21 protein-coding genes are annotated in these 26,197 nt (G+C 56.1%); 8 read left to right on the forward strand and 13 right to left on the reverse strand.

Going from position 1 to position 26,197, the window contains the following annotated elements; translation table 11 throughout:
• Window positions 1-166 precede the first annotated feature (166 nt).
• Together FJ146_10950 and FJ146_10955 are read right to left on the reverse strand one after the other, a co-directional pair.
• Complete coding sequence (locus tag FJ146_10950; GenBank protein MBM4252479.1) at window positions 167-1,303, reverse strand: S1 family peptidase; 1,137 nt, start codon at window positions 1,301-1,303, stop codon at window positions 167-169.
• A 5-nt stretch (window positions 1,304-1,308) separates the two neighbouring features.
• The gene (locus FJ146_10955) at window positions 1,309-2,166 is read right to left on the reverse strand and encodes a class I SAM-dependent methyltransferase (GenBank protein MBM4252480.1); all 858 of its coding nucleotides are present in this window, start codon (window positions 2,164-2,166) and stop codon (window positions 1,309-1,311) included.
• 156 nt (window positions 2,167-2,322) lie between these two features.
• Here FJ146_10955 and FJ146_10960 point away from each other — a divergent pair, with 156 nt between their 5' ends.
• Both FJ146_10960 and FJ146_10965 read left to right on the forward strand, forming a co-directional pair.
• The gene (locus tag FJ146_10960) at window positions 2,323-5,307 is read left to right on the forward strand and encodes a hypothetical protein (GenBank protein ID MBM4252481.1); all 2,985 of its coding nucleotides are present in this window, start codon (window positions 2,323-2,325) and stop codon (window positions 5,305-5,307) included.
• A 6-nt stretch (window positions 5,308-5,313) separates the two neighbouring features.
• A complete protein-coding gene (locus FJ146_10965) occupies window positions 5,314-8,802 on the forward strand; it encodes a hypothetical protein (GenBank protein MBM4252482.1) in 3,489 nt (1,162 codons plus the stop codon).
• A gap of 17 nt (window positions 8,803-8,819) precedes the next feature.
• Here the strand turns inward: FJ146_10965 and FJ146_10970 are convergent, their stop codons facing one another.
• The 3 genes from FJ146_10970 to FJ146_10980 all read right to left on the reverse strand — a co-directional run bounded on the left by FJ146_10970 (window position 8,820) and on the right by FJ146_10980 (window position 12,383).
• Window positions 8,820-9,953 (reverse strand): hypothetical protein, encoded by a 1,134-nt coding sequence (locus FJ146_10970; GenBank protein MBM4252483.1) that lies wholly within the window; start codon window positions 9,951-9,953, stop codon window positions 8,820-8,822.
• Window positions 9,954-10,137: 184 nt separating this feature from the next.
• On the reverse strand, window positions 10,138-11,286 hold the full coding sequence (dusB, locus tag FJ146_10975) for a tRNA dihydrouridine synthase DusB (GenBank protein ID MBM4252484.1): 1,149 nt from the start codon (window positions 11,284-11,286) through the stop codon (window positions 10,138-10,140).
• A 62-nt stretch (window positions 11,287-11,348) separates the two neighbouring features.
• Entirely contained in the window at window positions 11,349-12,383 is a 1,035-nt protein-coding gene (locus tag FJ146_10980) for a CPBP family intramembrane metalloprotease (protein MBM4252485.1), read from the reverse strand.
• Window positions 12,384-12,520: 137 nt separating this feature from the next.
• Here FJ146_10980 and serS point away from each other — a divergent pair, with 137 nt between their 5' ends.
• Both serS and FJ146_10990 read left to right on the forward strand, forming a co-directional pair.
• Window positions 12,521-13,792, forward strand: a complete 1,272-nt coding sequence (gene serS / locus FJ146_10985) for a serine--tRNA ligase (GenBank protein MBM4252486.1) — start codon at window positions 12,521-12,523, stop codon at window positions 13,790-13,792.
• 141 nt (window positions 13,793-13,933) lie between these two features.
• A complete protein-coding gene (locus FJ146_10990; GenBank protein MBM4252487.1) occupies window positions 13,934-14,155 on the forward strand; it encodes a hypothetical protein in 222 nt (73 codons plus the stop codon).
• A gap of 8 nt (window positions 14,156-14,163) precedes the next feature.
• Here the strand turns inward: FJ146_10990 and FJ146_10995 are convergent, their stop codons facing one another.
• Window positions 14,164-14,424: a hypothetical protein gene (locus tag FJ146_10995; protein MBM4252488.1), complete on the reverse strand. Its 261-nt coding sequence runs from the start codon at window positions 14,422-14,424 to the stop codon at window positions 14,164-14,166.
• Between the two features lie 293 nt (window positions 14,425-14,717).
• On the opposite strand from FJ146_10995, the gene FJ146_11000 reads away from it, so the two are divergent.
• Window positions 14,718-15,446 carry a hypothetical protein gene (locus FJ146_11000; protein MBM4252489.1) on the forward strand — a complete coding sequence of 243 codons (729 nt, stop codon included), beginning with the start codon at window positions 14,718-14,720 and terminating at the stop codon, window positions 15,444-15,446.
• A 37-nt stretch (window positions 15,447-15,483) separates the two neighbouring features.
• Here FJ146_11000 and nspC read toward each other — a convergent pair whose 3' ends face one another.
• Window positions 15,484-16,641, reverse strand: a complete 1,158-nt coding sequence (nspC, locus tag FJ146_11005) for a carboxynorspermidine decarboxylase (protein ID MBM4252490.1) — start codon at window positions 16,639-16,641, stop codon at window positions 15,484-15,486.
• A gap of 40 nt (window positions 16,642-16,681) precedes the next feature.
• Window positions 16,682-17,869: a saccharopine dehydrogenase family protein gene (locus tag FJ146_11010; protein MBM4252491.1), complete on the reverse strand. Its 1,188-nt coding sequence runs from the start codon at window positions 17,867-17,869 to the stop codon at window positions 16,682-16,684.
• A 169-nt stretch (window positions 17,870-18,038) separates the two neighbouring features.
• Here FJ146_11010 and FJ146_11015 point away from each other — a divergent pair, with 169 nt between their 5' ends.
• The gene (locus FJ146_11015) at window positions 18,039-18,707 is read left to right on the forward strand and encodes a hypothetical protein (GenBank protein ID MBM4252492.1); all 669 of its coding nucleotides are present in this window, start codon (window positions 18,039-18,041) and stop codon (window positions 18,705-18,707) included.
• A gap of 66 nt (window positions 18,708-18,773) precedes the next feature.
• Entirely contained in the window at window positions 18,774-19,085 is a 312-nt protein-coding gene (locus FJ146_11020) for a hypothetical protein (GenBank protein MBM4252493.1), read from the forward strand.
• A 33-nt stretch (window positions 19,086-19,118) separates the two neighbouring features.
• Here FJ146_11020 and FJ146_11025 read toward each other — a convergent pair whose 3' ends face one another.
• From FJ146_11025 to FJ146_11045, 5 genes are all read right to left on the reverse strand, one after another.
• Window positions 19,119-19,703 (reverse strand): hypothetical protein, encoded by a 585-nt coding sequence (locus FJ146_11025; GenBank protein MBM4252494.1) that lies wholly within the window; start codon window positions 19,701-19,703, stop codon window positions 19,119-19,121.
• 175 nt (window positions 19,704-19,878) lie between these two features.
• Window positions 19,879-21,240, reverse strand: a complete 1,362-nt coding sequence (locus tag FJ146_11030; GenBank protein MBM4252495.1) for an adenosylhomocysteinase — start codon at window positions 21,238-21,240, stop codon at window positions 19,879-19,881.
• Window positions 21,227-22,267 (reverse strand): metalloregulator ArsR/SmtB family transcription factor, encoded by a 1,041-nt coding sequence (locus FJ146_11035; protein ID MBM4252496.1) that lies wholly within the window; start codon window positions 22,265-22,267, stop codon window positions 21,227-21,229. Before FJ146_11035 ends, FJ146_11030 begins: the two co-directional genes overlap by 14 nt.
• 167 nt (window positions 22,268-22,434) lie before the next feature.
• Window positions 22,435-23,490, reverse strand: a complete 1,056-nt coding sequence (locus tag FJ146_11040) for a hypothetical protein (GenBank protein MBM4252497.1) — start codon at window positions 23,488-23,490, stop codon at window positions 22,435-22,437.
• 33 nt (window positions 23,491-23,523) lie between these two features.
• Window positions 23,524-24,600, reverse strand: a complete 1,077-nt coding sequence (locus tag FJ146_11045; protein MBM4252498.1) for a diiron oxygenase — start codon at window positions 24,598-24,600, stop codon at window positions 23,524-23,526.
• A 119-nt stretch (window positions 24,601-24,719) separates the two neighbouring features.
• On the opposite strand from FJ146_11045, the gene FJ146_11050 reads away from it, so the two are divergent.
• Window positions 24,720-26,138 (forward strand): hypothetical protein, encoded by a 1,419-nt coding sequence (locus FJ146_11050; protein MBM4252499.1) that lies wholly within the window; start codon window positions 24,720-24,722, stop codon window positions 26,136-26,138.
• The last annotated feature ends 59 nt before the right edge of the window (window positions 26,139-26,197 follow it).

Consider the following 26,197-nt stretch of genomic DNA (forward strand, 5'->3'; position numbering starts at 1 on the left):
GTCTAGCGCGCAGAACCTGGTGCACCACGAAGAAGATCGACCGGCTCAACTGCCTTCTCAACATTTATGCGTGGTGGCACAACCAGTTAGTAACAAGAACGAAAAGACCGTTTCGCATGGGCTAGAGCTGCCTGATTTTCACCAACAATTAAGTGGACCAGTTTAATCAGGTTACAAAGTCGAGCAACACACACTCCCGCTTTTCCTCGCGGTCGCTCTTGGCACACCGTTGACCGCTACAGGTGAAAATGGGGCCGAAGCCACGGCCCACATTTTTGCTGCAGAAGTCGCGACCCTCGAGTGTGGGCCAGACAAGGCACGATTCTTTTAGATCGGCCGCCTTTTTTGCACACTTGCGCGTACCGCAGGCCACCATGGGGCCGTAGCCGAAGCCGCTATTGTCGATGCAGCGGCCAACCGCACCACTTGAGTCCACGAGAGCCGCTTGCGACTTTGCCTGCCTAATGTCCAGGACTTGATTTTGACCTGCAAATTCAGCCTTCACATAGCGCGCAATACTTGGCACCTGAAGGTCAATGAAACGCGTATCCCAGTGGCCTTTATCCTCAAGGAAGCGGCCGCTCTGGCCAGTGCCCACCAGTTCGCCCCGGTTGTTGTAAAGCGGCCCGCCCGAATCGCCTTCGTTGATGGCAGCATTGTCACTCGGGTTGACTGGCTGTTCCGTCGTCACCTTGATCATCCGGTAAGGGCCACCGTACCAAAATCCAGCGACCTGATTTTTACCAATACGTCTGACACCGAGTAGATCCCACTTCCAGCTCGGCTCAGATCCACCGTATCCAACCATCGTCACGGGCAGGTCCGACCAGTCTTCCTCAACAGCTATGTTCGCTATCATGTCCGCTGTTGCGGTGCCACGCGGGAGATGGAGAAATGCCACATCGGTCGGACGCGGCGAGGGTTCTTCGATAGAAAAATCAGGATGCACCGTATAGAGGCTAGTCGATGGCCGCTGTCCCTGCCCCTGCCAATGCGGCGCTTTGCCGAATAGTACAAACTTCGCGGTCCCCGGTGCCGCCGTGCAATGCGCTGCCGTTACGAGCAGGTCGTCTCTGACAAAGGTACCTGTGCAGTATATCAATAGATCATCGTTAGCATTGACCGCGGCCAGGGCGACGGTAGCGGGAAAACTGCTCTCATCCTTAGTGCCACCAACCACTTTCAAGCCATTGCGGCTGCCCGTAGATTTGCACCCCGCTGTCGCGATGAAAAAACTCAAAGAGACAACACTAGCCAACAACATTTTTTGTTTGGTTATCATTTCAGGGGCGGGGCTCCACATGATGTTTAGGAGACAGTGAATAAAAAACAGTCCGAATAGAAATAAATTTCGCGCTTGCTCGTTGCACCGAGCGGCACGCCCATGTAGTGCCACCAAGCGAGGCGCATAATGAGCCGCGACATACTGCCTATGGGATAAGCGTTAAACCCCTCGTGATGCGCTTTGAGACTAAGGCCTAAGGTTTTTGCCTGAGCAGTGAGCCCAGCATAGGCTGGCCCCATGATCTCCTTGTTAACCATGAGCACAATGGTGGACTCGGGGCGCGCCAGTTTAACGGCAAGCCGCAGGAAACTGTTGGCTCCGTCCAAGGTGTAAGGAGGATCAAGCACCACCAAATCAGCCTTGATCCCAAGATCTGGGAGTTCGCGAAAGTCGGCAGCGATGATCCGCGGCGGCGCCGGTGCTTTGGCCGTCTCACGCCGGATCGTTGCCAACAAATCTTGATCACAGTCCGCCACGGTCACGTGCTGATAGCCAAGGCGGCAGAGTTCGACACTGAGAAGGTCGTCATCACCGAGTAGCAGTACGGATGCCGTTTGTGGGTCTAACCCAGAGAGGAGTGCTGCCCGCTTGACGCGCGTGCTCACGGTGCAGGGAAGCTGATTGAAGCGGCGAAAGAGACCTGCCAGTTGCCGGGGCTCGTAGACAGAATCTGACCCAGCGACGTTAGCAGGCGCGCTGTTACCGCCCTGGTTGTGCTTCCACAAAGCCTCCAGATATCCAGTCTGCTCGGCCCGACTAAGGCTTAGGACCTGCCTCGTAGTGGCATTGAGCGGGAGCGCGCGCAGCAGCGGTCCGATGACCGCGTCCTGGCTAGCATAAAGTCCCAAAAGATGGCGAATCACGCCCTGACCATTCAGCATTGATACTCCACAGCGGACTTCACTGAGTAGGCGTCGCTAGCCGTTCGATTTTGCAATGATGGCTTTCTTATTTTGTACCTCAGTTGTAGGGTCGAAGGCTAGTTGTGGACCATCGCGGAACAACTGGAGAACGACAGGACGACAGGACGATCATTCATGACTACCAGTCCGGACCAAACTGCCGCCGGCCTCACGCTATGGCCGGCCGCGACATGCCTGATCACGGAACTTGCCAACGAGCTGGCCAGACTGCCGGGTAACGATCTTGGCTCGCTTCACGTCGTCCTACCGACCAAACGCCTGGTGCCGTGGCTACACGCGATGCTGGCACGGACGCGACCGGCTTTCATTCCGCCGCGCACTTACACTCTAGACGACTTTGTCCGCTCCCATGCCGCGGCCATGCAGATTGGACCGACGGTTCCCGCCGTCGGTGATTTGGGCCAAGAGCTGCTGCTAGCTGCTCTCCTCAAGGAGGCTAGCTACAAGCACCTGCTTCCCGGCCATGAGCACGAGATCAAGCAGTTCCTGGCCGAGCTCACCGACTGGCAATTGCCACTGGAGCAGATTGACTACCTGGCTGGCGAAGTGAAGCGGAGCAGCTTTCTCTCTGAAGGTGGCATCGACACTTTGGGCGAACGCTTTGCTGAGCTTAGGGCCTTGGCCGATAAGTTTTATAACGCCACTGCCACTTGGCTAGGTGCCATGCCGGAGGAGCGTCATCTGGCTGCCCAGAGTCAGGCCTTAGCCGCCACATGGTCAGAACACGCCCCACCGTGGCAACGCCTCTACATCGTCGGAGTCACCAGTGCCCAGAGTATGCACGCGCCGCTTCTCAGCACGCTGGCGAGACGCGCGGATGTGCACTTCTGGATGAGTGCGCCGCCACAACTTAGCGGCACTCATAATCCGATTGAGCTGCTCATCAAGATGCTCGAGGCGGACGACCCAGCCTCGCTTCCACGTTCCAGCGTGGTCCCGGCGACAGACCAGGCAACCACCGCCAGATGGCTACAGGTCGTAAAGTGCGACTCGCTCATGAGCGAGGTGGCCGAGGCCCTGCAGCTGGCAGAAGCGGCCACTGGCCAGGGTCTCGCGCCCTCTTCGATTGCGCTTCTCGTTACCAACGATGCTATCTACGGCAAGCCGCTCCGGGCGCTACTCAAAGACTCCAAGCTCAAACCTAACCTGGCTCTGGGCACGCCGCTCGCGCAGACGGAGATTGGTACCTGGCTGATTGCGCTCTTTGACGTGCTGGATGGCCGCCCAAACTCAGCGCAACTCTTGGCGCTGCTGGCGCATCCTTTGACCCTGGCCTGGGCTGCGGCGGGTGACGGCAGTTTGGCCTTAGAGCTCACAACGGCGCTGACCTCGGTGGAAAAGCCTCCGACGCTCGCGGACCTGCGTGAGCTCCTGCCGCCCGCTTCGCGTGCCGTGGCTCTTGAACTTACCCAACGTCTTGGCCCCCTACTTGGTGGCTCTACCGCACCGAATCAAGTCATCAGCCAGTGGACCGAGCAGCTTAGCTGGGTGCTACGCGACGTCATGGCCGCAAGTGATCACAGCACTTTAGCTGCCGACGGAGATGTGAGCCTAACGATCTCGGCAGTGACGGCGATTGAAGATTTTCTCTCCCAGATGGCCACGGCTGCCGCAGGTTTGCCGACCAGGTTTAGCCAACGCGAGTTCTTGGGCCTCATACGTGATCGCCTCTTGGCCCTCGATGTGCGTAGCGTTGGCGATCCGCTTTCTGGTCTCCAGGTCCTGAGTGTAGCTGAGGCGCGCTACGTTCCCTTTGATTTGGTGATCGTACTGGGCTGCAGCGAAGGTGACTTCCCGCGGGCACTGCCGCGCGATCACCTCGTTGACCACTACCTAAAAACAAAAATAGGTTTGCCTGGGTGGCACCTCCTCGAGGCGATAGAAGACACCACCTTTCACCTGTTACGTTCCAGGCTTCCTGCCATGGTCCTGATGTATCCTGAAAGTCGCGGGAGCGACACGGTAGTACGGTCACGGTTTATCGAGACGGCAGTGGCTCTAGGCGAGGCGACTGAAATAGAAGGACACGCCGACCTCGGCCGCATCGCCCCAGCAACCTCAGACACCCTCGCTCAGCGTGACACTCATCACACGGCGCGGACAGGCCTGCGTGGTGCGACGTCCAAGGCCCTGGCAGCGCAGCTAATCACGAAGCAATCGGCGACATCGCTAGAATATCTGCTAGCCTGTCCGTATCGGTTCTTAGCCTATAAACTCGGCATACGCCGGGCAGAGCTGCCTGAGCGACGTGAGCATAGGCACGAGGGCGACTGGCTACATAAAGTGCTTGAGGGTTTCTTCAGTGGCCGCTGCGCCGATGAGACTGTCTTGCCGCCGCTGCGCGAGATCTTGAAGACGGCATCTGTCGCCAGCGATGAAACCTTGCAGATGTTCTTGGGGCGTCTGTCCTTCCTCACAACCAAGCTCATGCCTGCCGAACAGCACGAGAGTCCTCTTGCCCTTCATCTCTCGCGTCATGCCTGGCCCGCATTCGCGTGTCATGTGCAGCGACTCTTCGTAGATATCCCGCTTCAAAGCCTAGAGGAATCGAGCCTCCAAGATGCCGATGGCTCTCCCATCACCGTCGAGGTTGGCGGTATAGCCGTCGAGCTTAGAGGCGTGATCGATAGTGTGATCCGGTGGGGAGACTGGCATCTTATCACTGACTATAAACGTAGGGGGGCGCCGGACCGCGGTGCCATGACGCGCGCTGAGTCCCCACAGCTCTTGCTCTATGCCTGGGCCTTAGCCACGGCACACGGCGAGCTCCCGCTGACGCAAGCAGTGACCGGGTATTGGAGTATCCTCAATGGTGCTTGGACTGAAGGGCTCGCTGGACATCGCGCAATCCCCGCAGCAAAAGCCTCTGGCTTAATCACCAGCCGCACGCCCGAGGATCTGGGTGCAGCAGTGCAGAATCTCGAGGAGCAGTGGACGCTGCGCCATCAAGAGGTTCTGGCCAACGGAAACTTTAGCCCGGATGCTAGGCGCTGCGGCTACTGTGAGCTTAGCGGCGTCTGCCGCCGTGACGACCCGGCCCTGACGTTGACGCGTGGCGATTTAATTAATCCACAACCAGATGCCACTGAGGGCGACTGAGACACCATGCACATGACTGCCGCAAATCCTCAGAACCCGTACGCTAGTTTTCTCGTTGCCGCGTCCGCTGGCAGCGGCAAGACTTTTCAGCTAAGTCAGCGATTCCTGCACTTGGTCAGTGCTGGTGCCAGTCCAGCCTCCGTGCTGACGGTGACCTTTACCAAAAAAGCGGCGGGCGAGATGCGTGCTCGCATATTGGCTGAAGCGGCAGACCTACTGGCTAAACCAGAAAAGCAGCGCTCGTTTGACGAAAGGATGCGGCAGTTTTACGACGCCAGCAGTGGGGGGAAGCGGCGACCGCCGCCCATCCCGGCAGCGGAGCTCGCTCCGCGCCTTTTGGCGTCGTCGCAGTTGCTACGGATTTCTACGATCGACAGTCTCTTTCTCGAGTGGGTGAGTAAGTTCCCCTTTGAGGCGCGTCCTGATGCTAGCCCTGATGAGCGCAGCGGCGGGCCCACCACGCTACTTGATCCGGACAGCTCGCAGAAACTAGACGCCCAGGCCTGGCGCGCCACCGGCGAGCTGCTCATGCGCGCTCTGACCAAAGGCGAGCCATGGGCTGACGACTTACTCAGCTCAGTGCCTGACGGCGGGGTTTTGGCCCTTCAGCGTTATCTCGGAGCGCTGGACCGCCAAGATACCTACGTATGGTACAGCGAGCGCCTTGCGGCGGCGCGGGGCGGCGCTTTCATACCCTGGATTGACACGGTTGCTGATCCTTCCGAGGCTCAGCTGATGGCTACCATTACCGATGCTATGCGGGCTGTTGCCTTGAGCATAAGCAACGAGGTACGGCGCCAGGCGGTGCTGGAGGCTCTGGCTGCAGCTGATTTTGGTGCCTTGCTGGCAACCGAGTTACTGACCAAGGCGGATCTTAAAATCAGTGCGCGCTACATTAAGGGCGCGAAACGTGACGCCCTGCTGCAGCCCATCAGCGTGGTGGAAACTGCGGTAAGGCAGCACGTCGACGAGCGCCAACTCATCCACCTGACGCGGATAGGTACCAGTCACTATCAGCTTTACCGCATCTATAGGGCGCTGCGTGAAAACTTGAAGCACCAGTCGGGGGCCTTGGAGTTTCGCGATTTAGTCAAAGGTGGCTTTGAGCTTTTGCATGGGGCTGCCAGCGCCGGTGCACGCTTTCTTCTGGCGCACACCATTCAGCACGTGCTGCTCGACGAATTTCAGGATACCAGCCGCCTGCAGTGGGCTGTATTTGACGAGCTCATCACCCCTATGCTCGCCGGCGAGGGAATCGACAGCACGAACGGTCTCGCGCCCTCGGTCTTCATCGTTGGCGACAGTAAGCAGTCGATTTATGGATTCCGCGAGGCCGATCCAGCTGTGATGGACGATGCGCGGACCAAGCTTTCTGCGAGCCTGAGGGACGCCCCGCTGACGGCTAGCTTCCGCACGGCCCAGGTGGTGCTCGACTATGTCAATGCTGTATTTCGGCAGGATGAAAGCTTTCCACCGCATCACACTGCCGCGGTCGATGACAAGCTCTGGGTGCCGGACGACGGATGCGTCTTAGTGCTACCACTCGTAACGGTCGCCAAGGATAGTGACTTGGAACCTGCCATGGTCGAGGCGGACATGCTGGCGGCGACATTGGCAGAAATTTTGGCCACTGGCCACGAGTATCCCGTATTTGACAAAGCCAGTGGTGGCTACCGCCCGCTAGTAGCCAGTGACTGCTGCATCCTCTATCGCTCGTCAACTCATGCTGCCATTGTCGAGGCGGCGCTGCGGCGCCGCTCGGTGGCGTGCCAGAGGGAGGAAGAACGTGGGTTTTTCGCGCGTACCGAGGTCCGTGACCTTGCGGCGTTACTGAGATTCCTGGCGCTCCCTACAGATCTCGTTGCCCTAGCTACCGTGCTACGAAGTCCCATCGGCGGTGTAAGTGACGCAGCGATGCTACCACTGATTGCTCAGTTTAAAGGCCAAGAGCTTGCCGGTGACCGCATCACCGCACAGCTCGAGGCCCAGGGATTTGCCGTCGCTACGACGCTGAAAAAACTCCGGCGTCTCGCGGGTCGCATGTTACCACATGAGCTACTCTTGGAGGCGCTACGTCAGCTAGGTGCCTTTGCCGCTTACAGTCACCCGTCCCTGTACCAAGATGAAGATGCTGATCTGGCGCGGCGCAATCTCGTGCGGCTCGTCGAGCTCGTCATGATGCTCGAAGACCAAGATTTGGTAAACCTAGTACCTTTAGTCGAGAGGCTAGAGGACATGGCTCAAAGCGACGACTTTGGCAACGCAGCGGGACGTCGCTGCGGCGTGACGCTCATGACGATTCACAAGGCCAAGGGACTTGAGTTCCCGCTGGTCGCCGTCATGGACACTGGGCGTCCATGGGGGCAACGCGATAGCTACTGGGCTCAAGGAGTCGATGATGAGCAGAGTCCAGGTCTCTATTATGTCGGGACGAGCACCGAACAGCCACAGGCTGATGCCCAGTTTAGGCAAGTGCTCGAGGCAACAGAGACGAGCGTCGGTGCTGAGTGCGAGCGTTTACTCTACGTAGCGTTGACGCGCGCCAGGCAGTATCTTCTGATCAGTGGTCACGCACCCGCACGCATCAAGGGACTAGCAAGCACCGTGGTCTATCCACGCTTGGCTGAGGCGATCCATCACGGGCCCGACAGTAGGACAACCAGGCCCTACCGTTGGCGGCAGGCAAATCAGACGAGCGCAGCATCAGGCGCTGCTGCCGCTGCTGCTGCTGAATTACTCAGCTATCAGGAAACCTCACACTGGAGCAGTGTCGCCGCTGCCTTGACTCTTGCTGGCCCAGACGTGAGGCGCAGCAACTCCGACAGACTGACGTCCACCTTGGATCAGCTAGTCGCGCGTACCGATGTACCGCGCGAAGTGACGATCGTCGCCCCGTCACGCCACGAGGCGGATCGCGGTGCATCTGCCACCACGCGCCTACCGCTGCGTCTTGAGGCCCAGATGGAGCCTAAGATGGCGGCCCTCGTCGGGACGCTTACGCACCGCGCACTCGAGGCTTACATGAACGGAAGTCAGTTCGACAGCATGGCAGCCTGGCAAACGCTACTCGGCCATGTAAAAACTTGGGCCAAATGGCGTGATGCGATTCTGAGCGAGGTCGCAGCCATTACAGAAGACCCTTGGATTACGGCATTGCGGTCAAGTACCGTGAGGTTAGCGACTGAGCTCCCAGTCGTCTACAAGCGTGGCGCAGAACTAGTCACAGGATCGCTCGACCTTTTAGCTGAGACCACACCTGGTAGGTTCCTGGTTGTCGACTACAAAACAACTAGGTTTGCGACCCCTGGCGACAGCGCTAGCCTCACCGATACAGTTCTCGAAGCATTTTGCTCCGAGCGCGGCTACCTGGAGCAGGTGCGGACATACGGCACGGCGGTCCGTGCGCTCTATCCTGAGGCTGCTGAAATAAGGGCCTGCATCTACTTTACGCAGATTCGCAGGCCCCTAGCCGTAAATTTAGAATTTAGAATTTAGAATTTAGAATTTAGAATTTAGAATAAGGTAACCATCAGGCTCAGCCTATTCTCCCACGACACCTTACCGACCTGATCGGCCTCGTCGGGATGATTCGTGTTGATACCGTACTGGTAGAACCCACCGACGTAATGACGCGTTTGGTTCACAATACTCACGCGGTCGTTGACCCTGTAGCTAAGCTGCAGGCGGTTAAAGGTCAGTGCCTTATTAGAGTAGTGGTCGAGCTCAGTGGTAAGCGAGCCGTCCATGTCCCGCACCGAGTACTGCGGTTTCCAAATTTGCACCACGTCCCAGCCGCCCTGAACCGTCAGACCTTTAACGAGACTGGGCATGTAACTCAAGGCCAGACCGTAGTAGGCAATAACCACGGGATGCGTCGGTTGCACGGTGACATTGCCAGCGGCATCTGTGGTCAAATCAGCGAGGGCCAGCTCGCTCTTAGTGCGGGTGCCAATGTCGGCCTCTACCAGAGACGCTTTTTGACGATTTTGTTTTGAATACTCTTGGCTGTAAAATTCACCCACCGGGTTGCCGTAGACTCTGACCGCACCGTCACCACCAGGAATTGCCGTCTGGTAGTTGGCCTCGCCGTAAAAGCCGAGGTCCGTGTAGGAGAAGTTGGCACCACTGACGCTCCCGGTCATGAAACTCGTGAACGCCGATGGCCCAAAAGTCCATGGACTCTTGTCGTTAAATTTACCGCTAAGAGCACTCCACTGAGTGTTGTTAAAGATGTCAGTTTTGAGGATGCGGTTGTCACCGATACTGTTTTGAAACTGATAAGTAAACGAAGTGTCTAGACTCTTGTCAAAGAGCTGCACACCCACCGTCGGCCTGACGAGCATAGCTGGCTTGTCATTTACAACTTGATCGCTGTCGAGAATACGCCGGCCGAACTTGAGGCGACCAGGGCCGTGGTCCTGCAGGAGTTCACGCTGCGCCCGATGACGCAACTCCAAGTTGCCGTAGAACGAGGCCGCAGCCGGCGCCAATGGTGCGGCGGGCTTTTCCAGCTTAAGCTCTTCCCTGTGCTCCTCTTCAGGACTTAGCGCCTCTTCCACAGCGTAGGCATTACCCGCACTCAGCAGCAAAGCCAAACTCTGGACCACCGGCAAAAGCCCCGAGTTGTAAGCCGTACGAACACTCATCTGCATACCCTCTTGATATCATGAGTTAACTGGGGGGGAAACGACTCGCTAACAATGTCGAAGATTTTGGTAAAAACCGATGCTTTATTATAAAATACTGAGAGTACAGTCAATGAAATTATCTTCATTTCATTGAAGTACGTCTTTATGACATAGCAACAAACCTAATTTGTTTATCTTAACGTCAAACTGGCGTTAATTGATCATCGCCGACACCGCGATCGAGCTGTCGGTCCATGTCGTATTTGGGGTCCCAAAGGAAGCGCTGCGCGCTGTCGCTCTCTTGGGTGAGCGGCAACCGTTCACTGTAGCCTTCCCCGGCCAGTGATGCGGCAAAAAGCCCAATCAGTCGGCCAGCTTCAGCTAAAGTATCGACGTGCGACAACTCTTCACGCAGGCGCTTGGCTCCAGGCCAACCCTTGACGTACCAGAGTAGGTGCTTGCGCATACACACAGCGGCAAAGCCTTTTTCGCCGTACGCGGCGAGCTGCCAGCTCAGGTGTGCCTGCACGGCATCCTGCCACTCAGCCAGAGTCACCGGTCTCTCGCCCTCCGTTAAGTCACGGAATAACCAGGGGTTACCTAGTGCCCCGCGACTGACCATGACGGCATCGACGCCGGTGTGCTCCTGCATCCAGATGGCGTCGGCTCGCGAAAAGATATTGCCGTTGCCCACTACTGGGATCGAGAGCTGCTTTTTGATCTCCGCTATGCGCTCGAGATCAACCGGCACGGCATAGTCGTCGCAGCGCAGCCGCCCGTGCACTGTAAGCCAAGCGGCACCGCCTCGTGCGGCAGCATCGGCCACTTCACGGTAGGTGTAACTGCTGCGGTCCCAGCCGAGCCGAATCTTAACGGAAAGAGGTTTGCCCGTTGCTTGAACCGCTAACCGCACGGTCTCATAAACACGCTCAGGGTCTCTGAGAATGGCGCTTCCACAGCCACTCTTGACCACCTTGCTAACGGGGCACCCCATATTGATGTCGATGGTCTCAAAAGGATGCTTGTCCAGCACCTCTACTGCACGCGCCACTTCATCGGCCGTCTTGCCGGTGATTTGGACGCCAAGGCGCCGCTCCTCGGGATGACGTCGCATCATCTCCAGCGTGCGGCGGCTCTCGTAAAGGAGCGCTGTCGCCGACAGCATCTCCACATAAGTCAGCGTCGCCCCCTGCGCACTCGCGATGCGGCGAAAGGGCGCATCCGACACGCCGGCAAGGGGCGCTAGGAACACAGGCCTAGCCCCGAGTCCAAGCTGCTCCCATACGGCAGGCGCCCTCAGGGAGGCCTCGTCGCTAAACTTATTGTTGTTGGTTGGTTGCGTCGTATTCACGGTAGCAGCTGCGCTAAAGTTACCTTAGATTTCTCGAGATATCTCGCGCAGGTAGCCAGAGGCTAGAAGACCCACTCGAGCGGCGGCAACCATAGCACTGCCGGTGCCGCACTCGCAACAGGGCTTTTTGCATATTTGGAGTTGTATTGAAACTGCGTCCAGAAGGCGATGATGTCCCACCATGTGTGGATGAAGACCGCCTCGCCCATTTCCCAACCATTGCGCTGTGTCACGTTGCCGAGGTGGAGTCCCAGGAGGAACTGCGGCAACGGCACTGATACGGTCGAAAGGTGGGCCAGAGCAAAAATCACGCCTTGACCAACATTGGACCAGCCGTCGCTACCAGTGTACTCGCGCAGAACCGGCATCACCCACCCGCGGAACATCGCCTCCTCGTGAGTACCGGCGTTACCTGAAAAGCTCGTCGTGAAAAAGGCATCTGCCGTGGTGAATGGCGAGCGCTCGCTCGTGTCACCCGGCGGTAGCGACAGTTTGAGACCGGCCAAGGCGCCGCCGATGGCGAGCGGTATCCAAGTACTGCTTCGTTTTAGGTACTTAAAATCCACCGTGGATTTTAGGATATCCATCGGCGTCTCGTCCCGCCCGAGGAACTGATACTGGCCCGTAGCCTGACGCGTCGTGGCCGAGAGGCGGAACGCCTGGTAAGCACTGAAGCCACCTGAACCCTGATAGACTAGCCCCGCCAGCATGACTTTGCGCGCGGCGACGTCCTTTTGGTCTCGGACTTCTTCAAGCTTGAGGCCATAAGTTTCCGCCCGGCGCTCCGCAAAGAGTTTAGCCCGCGCGAGATCATTGGCCCGAGCTGTGGCATTCGAGTACACCACAGAACCCAGGGCGAGCCCCGCGTAGACACTACCGCTCAGGTATTCACCGTTGATAAACTGGCCAAATCCCGGCAGGATAAAGCTCACAGCGGGGACGAGTAGATCACTGCGGGGATAGTCGGGATCGATGGGCGGTGTAAACCAGCTGTCATTGGTCTGTAGTTTTGATGCAGATCCTGAGCCTACGGCTAGTAGAGGGGACGAGACCATTGCTGCTGCGAGAAGCGCACTGATGTTTTTAATCGTCAACATTATCCGCCGGACCTCACCACGTGATCAGTTGCTACTTTGAGTTTGCTGGTCTTTGCTAGAGTATCAGATTCGCGTTACGCTGACCCATAGGGAATTGCAGTAGCCACCACCAAAGCTAGATAGGGATCCTGGGCACCATGCTGGACATCAAGTACATTCGTGAGCAGACTGAAGCAGTGCGTCGCGGCGCCATTGATAAGCGCATCAAATTCGATCTCGATCGCTTACTAGAACTCGATAGCGCTATCCGGCCGCTGCAGGTGCAGTGGGAGACCCTGCAGGCAGAGCGCAACACGCTTTCAAAAACCATCGGCCAGAGCCAGCCGTCCGAGCGCGAGGCGCTAAAGCTCAGAGTGGGTGCGATCAAGACGCAGTGCGAGGCCCTAGACACCGAGCTCAAAACCAAGCGCGCAGAATTTGATCAGCTGATGCTACTCGTGCCGCAGCCGGCGCGTGCGGATGTACCTGTTGGTCGGGACGATACAGAAAATGTCGAAGTCAAACGCTGGGGCACGCCGCCACAGTTTGATTTCAAGCCCAAGGGTCACATGGAGCTCGGCGAAAGCCTCGGTATTATCGACGTCGCGCGCGGTGTCAAGCTAGCGGGCAGTCGTTCTTACGTCTTAAGCGGCGACGGTGCACGCTTAGAACAAGCCGTACTGCGGTTTACTTTTGACTTGCTGATCAAGCGCGGGTTTACCCCGCTGTCGATCCCCGTGCTTGTGAGTGAAGAGGCGATGACTGGTACCGGCTACTTCCCAACCGGGCGCGAGCAGGCCTATCTGTGTGAGCGCGACAACATGGCGCTCGTGGGAACGGCCGAGGTTTCGCTTACCAGTTATCATGCCAACGAGATCCTGCCGGAAGCGTCATTGCCCGTTAAAGTCATGGCCTGGAGCAACTGTTTCAGGCGTGAGGCTGGCACCTACGGTAAAGATACCCACGGACTCTACCGTGTGCACCAGTTTCAAAAGATCGAGCAAGTGATCATTGGTCCAGCTGACGAGGCCACATCAGCCAAATTTCATGACGAGCTTCTCGGCAACGCTGAGGCGGTATTACAGGCACTTGAGCTGCCGTACCGCGTCGTTTATGTATGCACCGGAGATTTGGGCCAAGGTCAGGTCCGTAAACACGATATCGAGACCTGGATGCCATCGCGTACGGCCTATAGCGAAACCCACAGCTGCTCGACCTTCCATGAATTCCAAGCGCGACGGCTTCAGCTGCGCTACAAAGACAAGAGTGGGCAAAATCGCATCTGCCATACGCTAAACAATACGGCGATTGCTTCGCCGCGCGTGTTGATCCCACTCCTCGAGAACCACCAACGCGCCGACGGCAGTGTTTATATCCCGCAAGCTCTCAGACCGTACCTCGATGGCCGGGACCGGATTGTCGCCAAGTAAATATTATTTTGTAACTATTTTGCGTAGTTTGCTGATTTCCCTAAAGTTCGTGACCAGCTAGCCGAAACCCCCCATGGGCCGTCAGTGCGGCCCGGGAACGGCCCACATCCCTGATTGCTGGCCATAGAGGGAGAAGAGACTATGTTCACGCACGGAATCCGGCGCAAAGCCCTAGGTATCGCTGCAATCCTTTTACTCGTAGCCTGCGCAACCCCTCAGCGTAGCACTCATGCTAAACGCTCTAGGGCACGCTCCAGCCAACAGAGCAATAATTTCAGCCTGTATAGTAATAAATCACTGGATAAAAAGATTCTCAACCGTGGGAAAAAGAACCTCGGTTCTGTCGCGATGGAAACTTACTGAGCACTTTTTTAACTGGCGCGGAACCGTGTAATCGCAGCCACGTCGCCATCTTGAACGGCGCTGAGAGTTAGCTCTTGGGCCTTCTCGGTGACCGACGTCCCGTAAACGCGCGCCATTTCGCTCTCATCTTTCTTGATCACTGGTCTCGGTGGGTACCAGCTGCTCTTACTGTCGATGGTATTGAGCGGCTCACCGTTGCGCATCCGCCGAATTAAGTCGGAGTTGTGCTGTTTGCGGAGGTTGAAGTGTTTGTTTTTATTGCCGCTCATGAACATGGCCCCCAAGGCGAGAATTTAGACCACCTTCTATCGGCATCTCGAAGTAAAACTTTAAGAGAAAATTTCGGGGTGTTTAACCAGTTAAAAACACCTATAATTCCATCGTTTTGTAGGGTTATCTAAAGTTACTTGGCGGTTTTGCCGATAAGGACGCGAGTTCTATGTAAACATGTTCTTTTTAGAGGTGGCCGGGTGTCAGCCCGGGGAGATGAACAATGTGTCCATCATACCATAGAGGAAGCACGCCCAAGTGGAGGCTCCACGCCACCGTTGTAGTTTGTCTAGTGACCATTGGCCTCACGGCCTGTGGCTCAGGTAGCGGCTCCGGAAGCAGCAGCTTTAGCGGTGATGGCGCCCCTGATCCCGTCGCCGATAAGATTGTCGATCAAAACTTCGAAGCCGAAGGCCCCACCAAAGGTCTACCAAAGCTACAAGCAAAAGAAATGATCAGCGAGTTCGTCGATATGAAACTCGACCAGCTGTACGAATTTCTACGCAAAGTCTCCGGCAATGAAACCGTCAATGCAGGTGGCACTAAAATCACCCGTATCAACGATACCCTCAAAAAATACCGCGGTCATTTTTTCAAGATCAGAAAAGACTTCCACCGCGTCGAAGACTTCTGGGATTTCATGAAGGTCAATCCGAAAACCGTCACTCCAAACGAGTTTAAAGGCAGTCTCCGCGAGATGGGCATATTTGTGACCCGCGTCGCTCTACCAGCATTGATCAAGAAACCAAGCGACGACAAGAGCCCTCTTAATGACACCAAAATCCGCAACAAAGGCCGCGCCTGTGTCATTGGAACGCCGCTGCTACTCAATAGCTGCGTCAACATGCGTAACCGCGAAGCCTGCAATCTACTGACAGGATCCATGATTTGCGTCGTCCACTATATGTTCAAGGCCAAAGAAAAATCGCCGGAGGCGAAAAAAGAAGGCTTCGACAACGAGGCTGCCGAAGGACCTGATGGCGCCGAGGGAGGCGAAGGCGGCGGCGAAGGCGGCGAGTGAAAAGCCGCCACCGCACGCGACCCCCTTAAAAAGACTTTTAGCTAAGGCGATCGCGATAACTTTCGTAGCCAAACTTCTTGACCAGCTCGTAGCTACCGTCTTTGTGACGAAGAACAATGGACGGTAGACGCACACCGTTAAAGTTACTGGTTTTGACCATCGTGTAGTGCGACATATCGAGCAGCACTATCCGCTGGCCAATCTCCAGCGGCTTATCAAAAGAATAGGCGCCGATCATATCACCAGCTAGACAAGTAAGTCCGCCAAGACGGTAATCAAAGGCCTTCTCCCCGGGCTTGCCGGCACCAACTACCTCGGGACGATAGGGCATCTCGAGGACATCAGGCATATGGGCCGTGGCACTCGTGTCGAGAATGGCAATCGGGCCACCGTTATCAACGATATCGAGCACGGTAGCAACGAGGACGCCGGTGCGAATTGCCACCGCCTCACCAGGTTCCAAGTAAACATCAAGATTGTAGCGCTCGCGCACATCACGGACCAATCGCACCAAACGGTCGATATCATAGCCCGGACGCGTGATATGATGGCCGCCACCAAAATTTAGCCACTTGAGTTTCGGTAAAAACGCGCCAAACTTCTCCTCGACGACTTTGAGCGTGCGCTCAAGTGCGTCCGAGTCTAGTTCGCAGAGGGTGTGAAAGTGCAGACCCTCGAGGCCATCAAGTAGTTCAGGATTCAAGGCCTCACGGGTGACGCCAAGCCGGGACCCTGGAGCACACGGATCGTATAGAGCCACAGCCACTTCCCGGTGCTCAGGATTGATCCTGAGGCCACACGAGATGCGACGCGTCGGGTTAGCAACGTTGTGCGCCTCGATCCGTGGTTTAAAGCGCTGCCACTGGGCGAGCGAGTTAAACACTAGGTGGTCACAAATGGGTAGCAACTCTTCGATATCGCTATCGCTATACGCTGGGGCGTAGGCATGCACCTCACCACCGAGCTTTTCATGTGCTAGCCTGGCCTCATGCGGCGCACTGGCCGTCGCACCGCTCAAGTAACGACGCACCAGTGGGAATGTGCTCCACGTCGCAAAGCCTTTAAGCGCAATCAAGATCTTGCAGCCAGCACGCTCCTGGACGCTCGCCAGAGTGCGGAGATTATCCTCGAGCGCCGCCAGGTCGATCACCCAACTTGGGCTATCCGGCACCTTAGCCGCGTCGACTGCGTACATCCCCGTCTTGACTCCAGAGGTCGTGCTGACGTCGCTCATCTCAAAGATCCTTTACATGCCATGGCAGGCCGTGCTGACCCAGTTTTTCTAGGAACGGATCAGGATTCATTTGTTCCATATGCATGACGCCAGCCTTCTTCCAGGCGCCAGTCATCATCATCATCGCACCGATCATCGCCGGGACACCGGTAGTGTAGCTGACGGCCTGAGCGTGCACTTCTTTGTAGCACTCTGCATGGTCACAGATGTTGTAGAGGAAAACCTTGCGCGGTTTACCGTCCTTGATGCCCTCGATGATACAGCCGATCGAAGTCTTGCCCGTGTATCCCTCGGCCAAGCTAGCTGGATCTGGCAGGAGGCACTTGAGGAATTCCATCGGCACGACTGGGGTGCCTTTGTACATGACGGGATCGATACGAGTCATGCCGACGTTTTGCAGCACGCGCATATGCGTCAGGTACTCGTCGCCAAAGGTCATCCAGAAGCGAATCTTTTTGAGTCCCTTAATGTGCAAGACGAGCGACTCGAGCTCTTCGTGGTAAATCAAATATGCTTTACGCGGGCCGACGCCTGGGAAATCGAAGGTCTCCGCCATCGACATCGACTTCACATCGACCCACTTACCGTTCTCCCAGTACTTGCCGTCCTGGGTCACTTCGCGCAGGTTAATCTCGGGGTTGAAGTTGGTGGCGAAGGCCTTACCGTGGCTACCGGCATTGCAGTCGACAATGTCCACCGTGTGGATCTCGTCAAACAGATGCTTCTGCGCATAGGCGCAAAAGACGTTGGTCACACCGGGGTCGAAGCCCGAGCCGAGGAGGGCCATGAGGCCAGCCTTCTCAAACTTGTCCTTGTAAGCCCACTGCCACTTATACTCAAACTTGGCGACGTCTTTGGGCTCGTAGTTGGCGGTGTCTAGGTAGTTCACGCCAGCCTCAAGGCAGGCATCCATAAGCGTTAGGTCTTGGTAAGGCAGCGCCACATTCAAGACGAGGTCGGGCTTTACTTTACGAATCAGGGCCACGGTCTCAGGCACGTTGTCGGCATCGACCTTGGCCACGTCGATCTTCCGGCCAGTCAGGGCCAAGACGTCGTCCCGAATCTTTTCGCAGCGGCTCAGAGTCCGGCTAGCCAACGTAATATGTTCAAAAACTTCAGGTACTTGCGCACACTTGTGAGCAACCACGCCGCCGACGCCTCCAGCGCCGATGATCAGTACACGACCCATCGCTATCCCCTATCTAAGTGGCTTCCTAATCGCTACGGCTGTGTAGCGCGCTTAGTCCCCGATCGCAACAGCTTTTTCGGCCCGGCTGACATCTGTGCAAGACACCGATCGGACCTTGCAACTGGCTGCAGCTTTGGCACCATAATGACTCTTAATCCTGGAGGTCTCCATGCGCCGATCACTACGCGCCATCGCCGTGCTCTTGCTACTCGCTGTCGTTTCGATCCCGGCTTGGGCACGCCGTGCCAAGCACAAAGCCCGCCCCCAGCCGGTGAGCGACGGCGAGCTGGCCCAGACGGCTGAGCCCCAGGCCTTTGAGGTCTGCTTTTCGCCGGATGAGCCCTGCGGCACCAAACTAGTCAAATTTGTTCTGGGGGCCAAAAAGAGTTTAGATCTGGCCGTCTATGACATTAATTTAGATCAGTTGGTGCACCACGTTGCCCTCGCCGCCAAGCGCATGCCCGTACGGGTCCTGGTTGACCTGCGCCAGAGCAAGGGCGAGCACTCGCTCGTCACAACCTTGATCAAAGCCGGCGTAGACGTCCGCTACGGGCGCCAGCGTGGCGTCATGCACAACAAGTTCATTATCCGCGACGGCACGATGCTCGAGACGGGAAGCTTCAACTTCACCAATCACGCGACGATGGCAAATAATGAAAATCAGATTTATCTCGACAAGCCCGAAGTGGTGGCTCGGTATCAAAAAAGATTTGAGGAAATCTGGGTAAAAGCTAAGCCAGCTACCAGCTCCCCTATGGTGCAGGAATTACCGCCGATGGGGCAGACCTCACCCCAAGCGGTACCGGTTACGTCGGATCTGGACGGAGGTGAGGAGTAGCCAAACTAGCTGCGATATAGTACTGGGAGGGCGGGCATCAGGCCGCTTTAGAAAGGCAATCAAGTCATGAACCATCGCACCGTGTTCGCTATCATTGGTTTAGTTAGTATGACCGTCTCGTCCCCTGGACTCGCGGGAGCCGGAGCTCCTCCGTACGGCGCAATTTTAGCTGGTGCTAAACGAGCGAGACACAACGAGGGAACCGGTAACGGACGCTGTGATTACTCAGATGCCCAAAACCATGGCGGCTGGGGATGGAATGCCGCCACTGGAGGCTCCTGCCCACCAGCTAACGATCAAGGTTACTGCGATTTTAGTCATGCAGACAGCAATGACGGCTGGGGATGGAACCCGGTCACCAATCAAAGCTGTCGCTAGAGCTGGCGCATTTGCCGCGAATCTGGCAGCGCCTTAGTGGATGGTCCAGACGCCTTCCACTTTGCCGTCCTTGTAGGCTTCGACATAGGCCGCCTGCGGGTTCTGCTGCCAAGGGGATCTCGTTTGATCGGGACCCCAGCTCTGCGCGTCCCCAAGGCCTAAGCCAAAGTAGAGTGAGTCCATCAAGTCGAGGTGTCTGCGACCGCGACCGCACGGATTCCACTGGCCTTTGGCCGAATTGTTCGGGTGATCCCAAGGGCAAATGCCCGTAAGCCAGCCGCGCTTGACGTTACCGTTGTAGATAATCTTATAAATCGTGCCGCAGAGTTTCTTCTCCTGCAGTACTTTGGTGCAATCAGGCAGGCCGCTTGACCAGCCACTGCATGTGGCACCGTCGATAAGTGGATCGCCTTCGACCACGGCCACTCCGTCACTAAAATTAAAGCCAGGAGGCGTCTTGCATTCAACTGGCATCGATCCCGGTGTGTAGTAGCTAACTGAGTAGCCGCCGCTGCCAGCAGATGCGACTGTAGACGAGGCTGTTTTTGGCGCGCTAGTAGTCTTGCACGCAGATCCGACAAGTACGGTGGCTAAAACCAAGGACATCGTTGAACGCATGATCAACTCCCGATGACTACAACTAATGGGCTCTTATCTCAGTCTGGGGGTAAGAAGATTTTATTTGATTACGTCGTTCGGTCCAAGCGAACTCATCACTTCCAACTCAACTAAACTGATACTAAAACGCCTCCAGCAAGATCCTGCCGGAGGCGCTCGGTCAAACTGACTAAACTTAGTACTTGTAGCTGTCGAGCTTGTAAGGACCTTCAACCTTGACGTTGATGTACTTAGCCTGCTCGGAGGTCAGCTTGGTGATGACGCCACCAAAACCTTCGACCATGTTGCGGGCCACTTCTTCGTCGAGTTTTTTGGGTAGAACTTTGACGAACAGCGGCTCGTCTTTTTTGTCGGCCCATTTCTTCTCGTAGAGGTACATCTGCGCCAGCACTTGGTTGGCAAAGGAGCCATCCATAATGCGCGATGGGTGACCGGTGGCGTTGCCGAGGTTGACGAGACGACCTTCGGAGAGAAGGAGGATGAAGTTTTCTTCGTCCTTAGGATTGCGGAAGATCTTGTGCACTTGCGGCTTAACTTCTTGCCACTTGTAGTTGTCACGCAAGAACTTGGTATCAATCTCGCTATCGAAGTGGCCAATATTACAGACCACCGCACCAGATTTAACTGCCTGAAGCATGAAGCGATCACACACGTCGACGTTACCCGTGGTGGTACAGATCAGGTCGATCTGGCCCAGGAGATCCTTGTCGACGCCGTCAGCCGTGCCAGTGTTGACGCCGTTTTTGTAGGGCGACACGACTTCGTAGCCGTCCATACAAGCCTGCATCGCACAGATCGGGTCGATCTCGGTGATTTTAACAATCATGCCCTCTTGGCGTAGACTTTGTGCCGAGCCCTTGCCCACGTCACCGTAGCCAATAACGAGTGCCTTCTTGCCGGCAAGCAGCATGTCGGTACCGCGTTTAACGGCGTCGTTAAGACTGTGGCGACAGCCATATTTGTTGTCATTCTTCGCCTTGGTGACGGAGTCATTAACGTTGATGGCTGGGACTTTGAGTAGGCCTTTTTCCAGCATTTCCATCAAGCGGTGAACGCCCGTGGTGGTCTCCTCGGTGATGCCGTGGATTTTGGCGAGCATCTGTGGGTATTTGGTGTGGATCATGCCGGTGAGGTCGCCACCGTCGTCGAGGATCATGTTACAGTCCCAAGGCTTACCGTCTTTGAGGATGGTTTGCTCAATGCACCAGTCACCCTCTTCGACCGTCTGGCCCTTCCAGGCGTAGACGGCGATGCCACGGGCAGCGATAGCAGCGGCAGCGTGATCTTGCGTCGAGAAGATGTTGCACGAAGACCAGCGCACTTCAGCGCCCAGCTCGACCAGAGTCTCGATCAAAACGGCCGTCTGGATGGTCATGTGAATGCAACCGATAATCTTGGCGCCTTTGAGCGGCTGCACTTTGTGGTACTGACGGCGCAGTGCCATTAGTGCAGGCATCTCACGCTCGGCGAGTTTGATCTCGCGACGGCCGAAATCGGCCAGACTCATGTCGGCAACTTTGTAATCAGGCTTCGTCATATTGTCTTCCTTTCGATGAATGAAATGCAGCCTCATGGCTTGCACGAAACGACTGAATTTGAATTTGAAAACCATTTTTGAGCCCCAAGTAAAGCGACTGTGGTTCACTAAAACCAGCGCCCAAGGCCCAATCTCTTAGCTCTTGCGGATCGAATCCTAACCAAACATCACCGCATGATTCGCGCACCCACTCCTGATCGTGAGGTCCTAGATCTGCAAGCAGCAGCCGGCCTCCAGGCCGCAGGAGCTCGCGTATCCTGTTAAATGCCTGCCGCGGTGACGGAAGATGATGCAGCACCATGTTCAAGACGACGCAGTCTAGGCTGCCATCCTTGCCGTCGAAGTCCTCAAGTGAGGCGTTGACGAACGTGACACGGTCACGCAGCACGCTGCCTATGCTCTTGCGCGTGATACTCAGCATCTCCTCAGAGTTGTCGAGCGCGATCACTTGCTCGTACCGGCGCGCTAGCTCGCGCAGAAGATCACCGGCTCCCGGACCAACCTCCAGCACTGTGCTTGCAGCAGAGAGCTCCATCATGTCGAGGAGCTCGCGCAAGTTTGGCAGGTAATGGTCGAGGTCACACAGCTGGGCCTGGTTCTCACTAAACTTGTTGGCGTTACGCGCAAAGAAAGCACGCGACTGCTCCGCCCTTTCAGCATGCACTAACGCAATCTTGGCCCTAACCTCGTCCCTAAGCGGCAAGGCGTCAGCCGTCTCGTAAAGGCTTGCCAGAAAACCGGCGAGCTCGTCATCACTGCGCTGGAGCGCGCGGCGATAAAAAATGCTGTTACCCTGGCGCCGCGTCTGCACTAGCTCCGACCGGGCTAGGATCTTGAGATGGTGGCTCATCCCCGGCTGCGGCATATCGAAGATTCGTGCCAGCTCTTGCACCCCAAAGGTGTCGTTACCGAGGACCTGAACCACCTCAAATCTCAGAGGCTCGGCGACCGCCTTGCAAGCGCCTACCAGCCGGGTAGCCGAAGCTAACCCTGCGGGTTTGAGTTTGTCCGTTGCCTTGGTTGCCATGGGATAGGTCCCGAGAAGTTGTGATTCCCTGATCCTAGCCCCTTATCGGCAGAAAGGCAAAAGTATATTAATAATTTTTTATATAAAGACTTTTTAATGCTTTTAACTATCTGTAAATACTGTTTTTATCTTTGTTTATGGAAGAGAGTCACATACATGACAGCGACTCAATCTAGACTACGGACAAAGGCGCTGGCCTTTTCCAGCGAAGCTTCGATGGCATAGACCGACTCACTGGCACCTTGCCCGGCCCCGACTGGCACGATCACAATCGCTGCCTCGCTAAAATTCCTGAGTTTAGTCAGGCGTCCCTCGTGCCCGATAATCTCGGAGCGCAGGTAGTCGGTCACAGGGGCGGCCTCAAGCCACGAAACCTGCCTCGATTTAGTAAAGGACTTACCGCTAGTAACGCTCAACTCGCCCAAACGCTGCTGGTAGGGAGCCACCGTGTCTTTATAGACAGGCATCGACGCAACGTCGTTCTTCAGGGCCGTCAGCGGGGGAACGATGCGGCGCGCGAGTATCTGTTTATCTTCAAAATATTTGGCGCCCACTACGTTAGCTTCCATCGCCTCAAGTCCACGGTAGAACTGGTCGAGGCCAGCAAAGCTTGGGTCCGACGGCTTGCAGGGCGTAAACCCATCGACCTGGTTGAACTGGCACCCTTGGCTGATCACCGCACCGACAAGAGCCTTGTCCGTATCGGGGATCGCCGCGTCTAAGAGGCTCTCTGGATAAACAAATTTTACGGGATAAACAGGAATTCTCGTCTGGTCGGTTTTGGCCTTGTAGTAACCGGTCTCGGGGTCGGCCAGAAAGATCACCTCGGCCGTGATGCGGCCGGTGTCTTTATCAACCTTGGCCACCTGCAGCGTGCTGATCACCATACTACCGCTCGGAAAAGACTTGCAGTTGCGGGGTTGCACCCTGAGCGTCGCACCATCGAAGCGCTGGACGTTGTCGCTGGTACCCACCGTGGTCCCAGCAACCGCTACGAACGTATACAGGAGGTCGTATTCCGGCACGCCGACGGAGGCAAAATCAAACAAGAGCTCGGGACAGGCCCGATCGACAGCGTCGAGGGGCAGCAGGTTTAGACTAGGCTTTTCTACCTCAGGGTCCCTGGGGTTGTCACAGCCACTGCTCAAGGCCAGCAGGGGAGCCAGCAGAGCTGTCGCGCACCGGATCAGTGGGTTCACTAATGTATTCATTGACATAGACATAAAAACACTCATCAAACGGGTAAACAGAAAAGCCTACATTGTCTCGCGCGGAGCCTCACCTGAGTACACAGCCGCGGCCCGAATGGGCAAGCTTATTTTCTCAGGTTCAAGCAGGGCAACAACTGAACGCAGCTCGGGAAATGTGGCAAGCCAGGCGTAAGTCCGCGGCAGCACGCGCCGCGTGAAGTTGAGGCGCCGGAAACTTAGATTAGCTCCTGGTTCCCTCATGTACTGTGCCACTTCACTCCGCCAAGACGTTAGTCGTGGATGCAGTTCGACTAAAGCGTCGAGTACGGTACGGGGCGATATCCTAGGATTGACATACCAACCGAAGAGTTTGTGAATGAGACGCGCTTGCAGGCGGCGCAGCCACGGAGGCAGTTTAGTGTAGATCGCAGCGATCAGGATTTCGTCCAAGGCTACATGTTGCTGCTCCTCGGTCATGTGCAGCTCAAAGACCTGCTTAAAGAGGGGGCTGACGTTTGCTGCCCGATTAAAGCGGCGCGCGAGAAAAACTGTTCGCTCTTCCAAAAGGAGACTCAACCAGACCCATAGCGGCATCATCACGGGCCACCGCGAGAGCGCCTCACGGAGCCACCACTTGGATTTCACGCGGGCAAATGCAAAGCGCCGCGACAGATAGCGCTCTGGTGCTGCCGCCTCGAGTGTCCGCCAAAACATCTCGCTGTGCCTATGTTCCTCGGAGACAAACTGGTGGAGATACTGCTCCATACCGGCACTACAGCGGACGTTACGGCTACGGAGCAGACGTTCGACGGTCGGTACGAGCAGGTAATCCTCGAGAAATATGAATTGCTCGGCCAGGGCCAAAGCCGTCAGCCTATTGTAGTCACGACGCTCGCGTGGCGAGAGCGCCCCGTAGTGGGGCGTGTGATAAACGTGCGTCAGCTCCTCAGGCATAAAGTAATGCGACTCGTCGAACCCTTGTGCGAAATTAATTTCCGCCAAGTCAAATTGCGGCGGATTGATCTCAAATCCCTCGGGTAACTCAAGTGGAATCGGTTTACGCTTGAATAGGCGCTTCAACATAGAGATCCCTGTCGGTGAGTGATGGAAAATAAGGAGGGGTGACTCATAAAAATGTAACATATTTAGTCAGCATTCTAGTAGACTAAATCATTATCAGTTAGACTAATGCGAAACGCATGCGAGTCATGAGTCAAGGCGTGACACTCGTTGATTCCTGTGCTTATAGCGAAGGAGTTTCTATGAAGGTGCCTAAGTCAGTCTTGATGCTCTGCGTTTCCATGATGGCGGCCGGGCCCATGGCCTGCAAATCATCGCCTAAGTCTACTACTGAAAGTGCGGGCAAAAGCGGCGGACGCGTTGGCAATGCTTCTGAAGACCAAGAATCGCCAGAGATGAAAAAGTTTATTGCGCAATTTGTCGCCATACAGTCTCCCGACGATTTTGCTGCACTTTTGACGCAAATAGATCAAGGTTACGCCAGCTATCCAGCCGATCTTCGTTTTGTCGCAGCACAGCTCATTCCCCTCAAGGGTCTGCGCGGCGTGGGTCACCTCGTTCATGACCTCGCTAAACAGTCTAAGGTTGCCGATTCAGTACTCGTGTCATCGCTCATGGCTACGGCCGCCGGCATCAATCTATTCTCACCACCACCGAGCAACGGTGGCAGCGGGACAGGTGCATGGCTCGCAATTTTCGATTATCTGATGCTGCCATACCAAGGCATCAATAAGCGCTTTGACTCGGTCACTGAACTACAGGGCTTCCTCTTCAGCCAACTCGTCGGTAACCAAGCGCTAGACACAGCCATCAGCCGCTTGGAGAGCCTAGCCATCACCAGCGCCAACCCCATCGTGTGGGATAACCGCATCGTCTACGGCGCAGCGGGGTTCAGCGATAGTCAGGACCGTTTTGTCACGATCACCGACGTCGAAAAGAATGTCGCGCTGTCGGGCCTCCACAGTATTTACCACAATACTTTGGTGTTCTTGTCGTTTAACAATGACGATATCGTTGCTGCCAGTGAGAAGCTAGGCAACAAAATGGGCATCAACATTGTGTTCTCACGCACCCCGCAAGGTCTCTCGGCGATGGACCGCGTGGAAGTGGTGAAAAAGTACCCTAATCTCTTTGCGCGGCTACCAAATGCAACCCAGTATATGCCAGTTGCCTACAATCACCTGAAATCCGCTGTTGATACGATTGCCCTTGCCTGGACAGCTACAAAGGCTCGGGGCAATAACGATGTGAACGACTTTCAGCTTCTAAATCCTGCGCGCTTACTCCCTTGGCAGCGCATCAATGACGCATCACTCAGTAACATTCAGGCCATGGTCGCCGGCAAACCAGTGCGTAGTGCAGTTACCGGCGAAACCGTGACCATCAACATCCCGGCTTTCTACAGTAATCCACCGGCGAATTTGCAGGCGTTTATGCCGACGGCGTTCAAACCAGGTAACGAATCCATTATGGTGGCCGGCATGGAGTCTCGTAACTTCCATTACGGTGAAGCCACCCAGTGGGATCCTGCTGCCTACAAGCCTTACGCCCCTGATGTGAATTCACCGACCGACGTAGCGCGTGTTCTGCGCGTCCTCGGCCAAGTGTGGGGTGGATGGTTTGCTACCACACCGGGCGTGGCTATTGCCTTTGCAATCTAAGCGTACTACCGCTCAAAGACCGGGACAGCACGGACATAGGATCTTAATTCAGGTCCCCG

Source organism: Deltaproteobacteria bacterium (genome assembly GCA_016874735.1).
GTDB lineage: Bacteria > Bdellovibrionota_B > Oligoflexia > Oligoflexales > CAIYRB01 > CAIYRB01.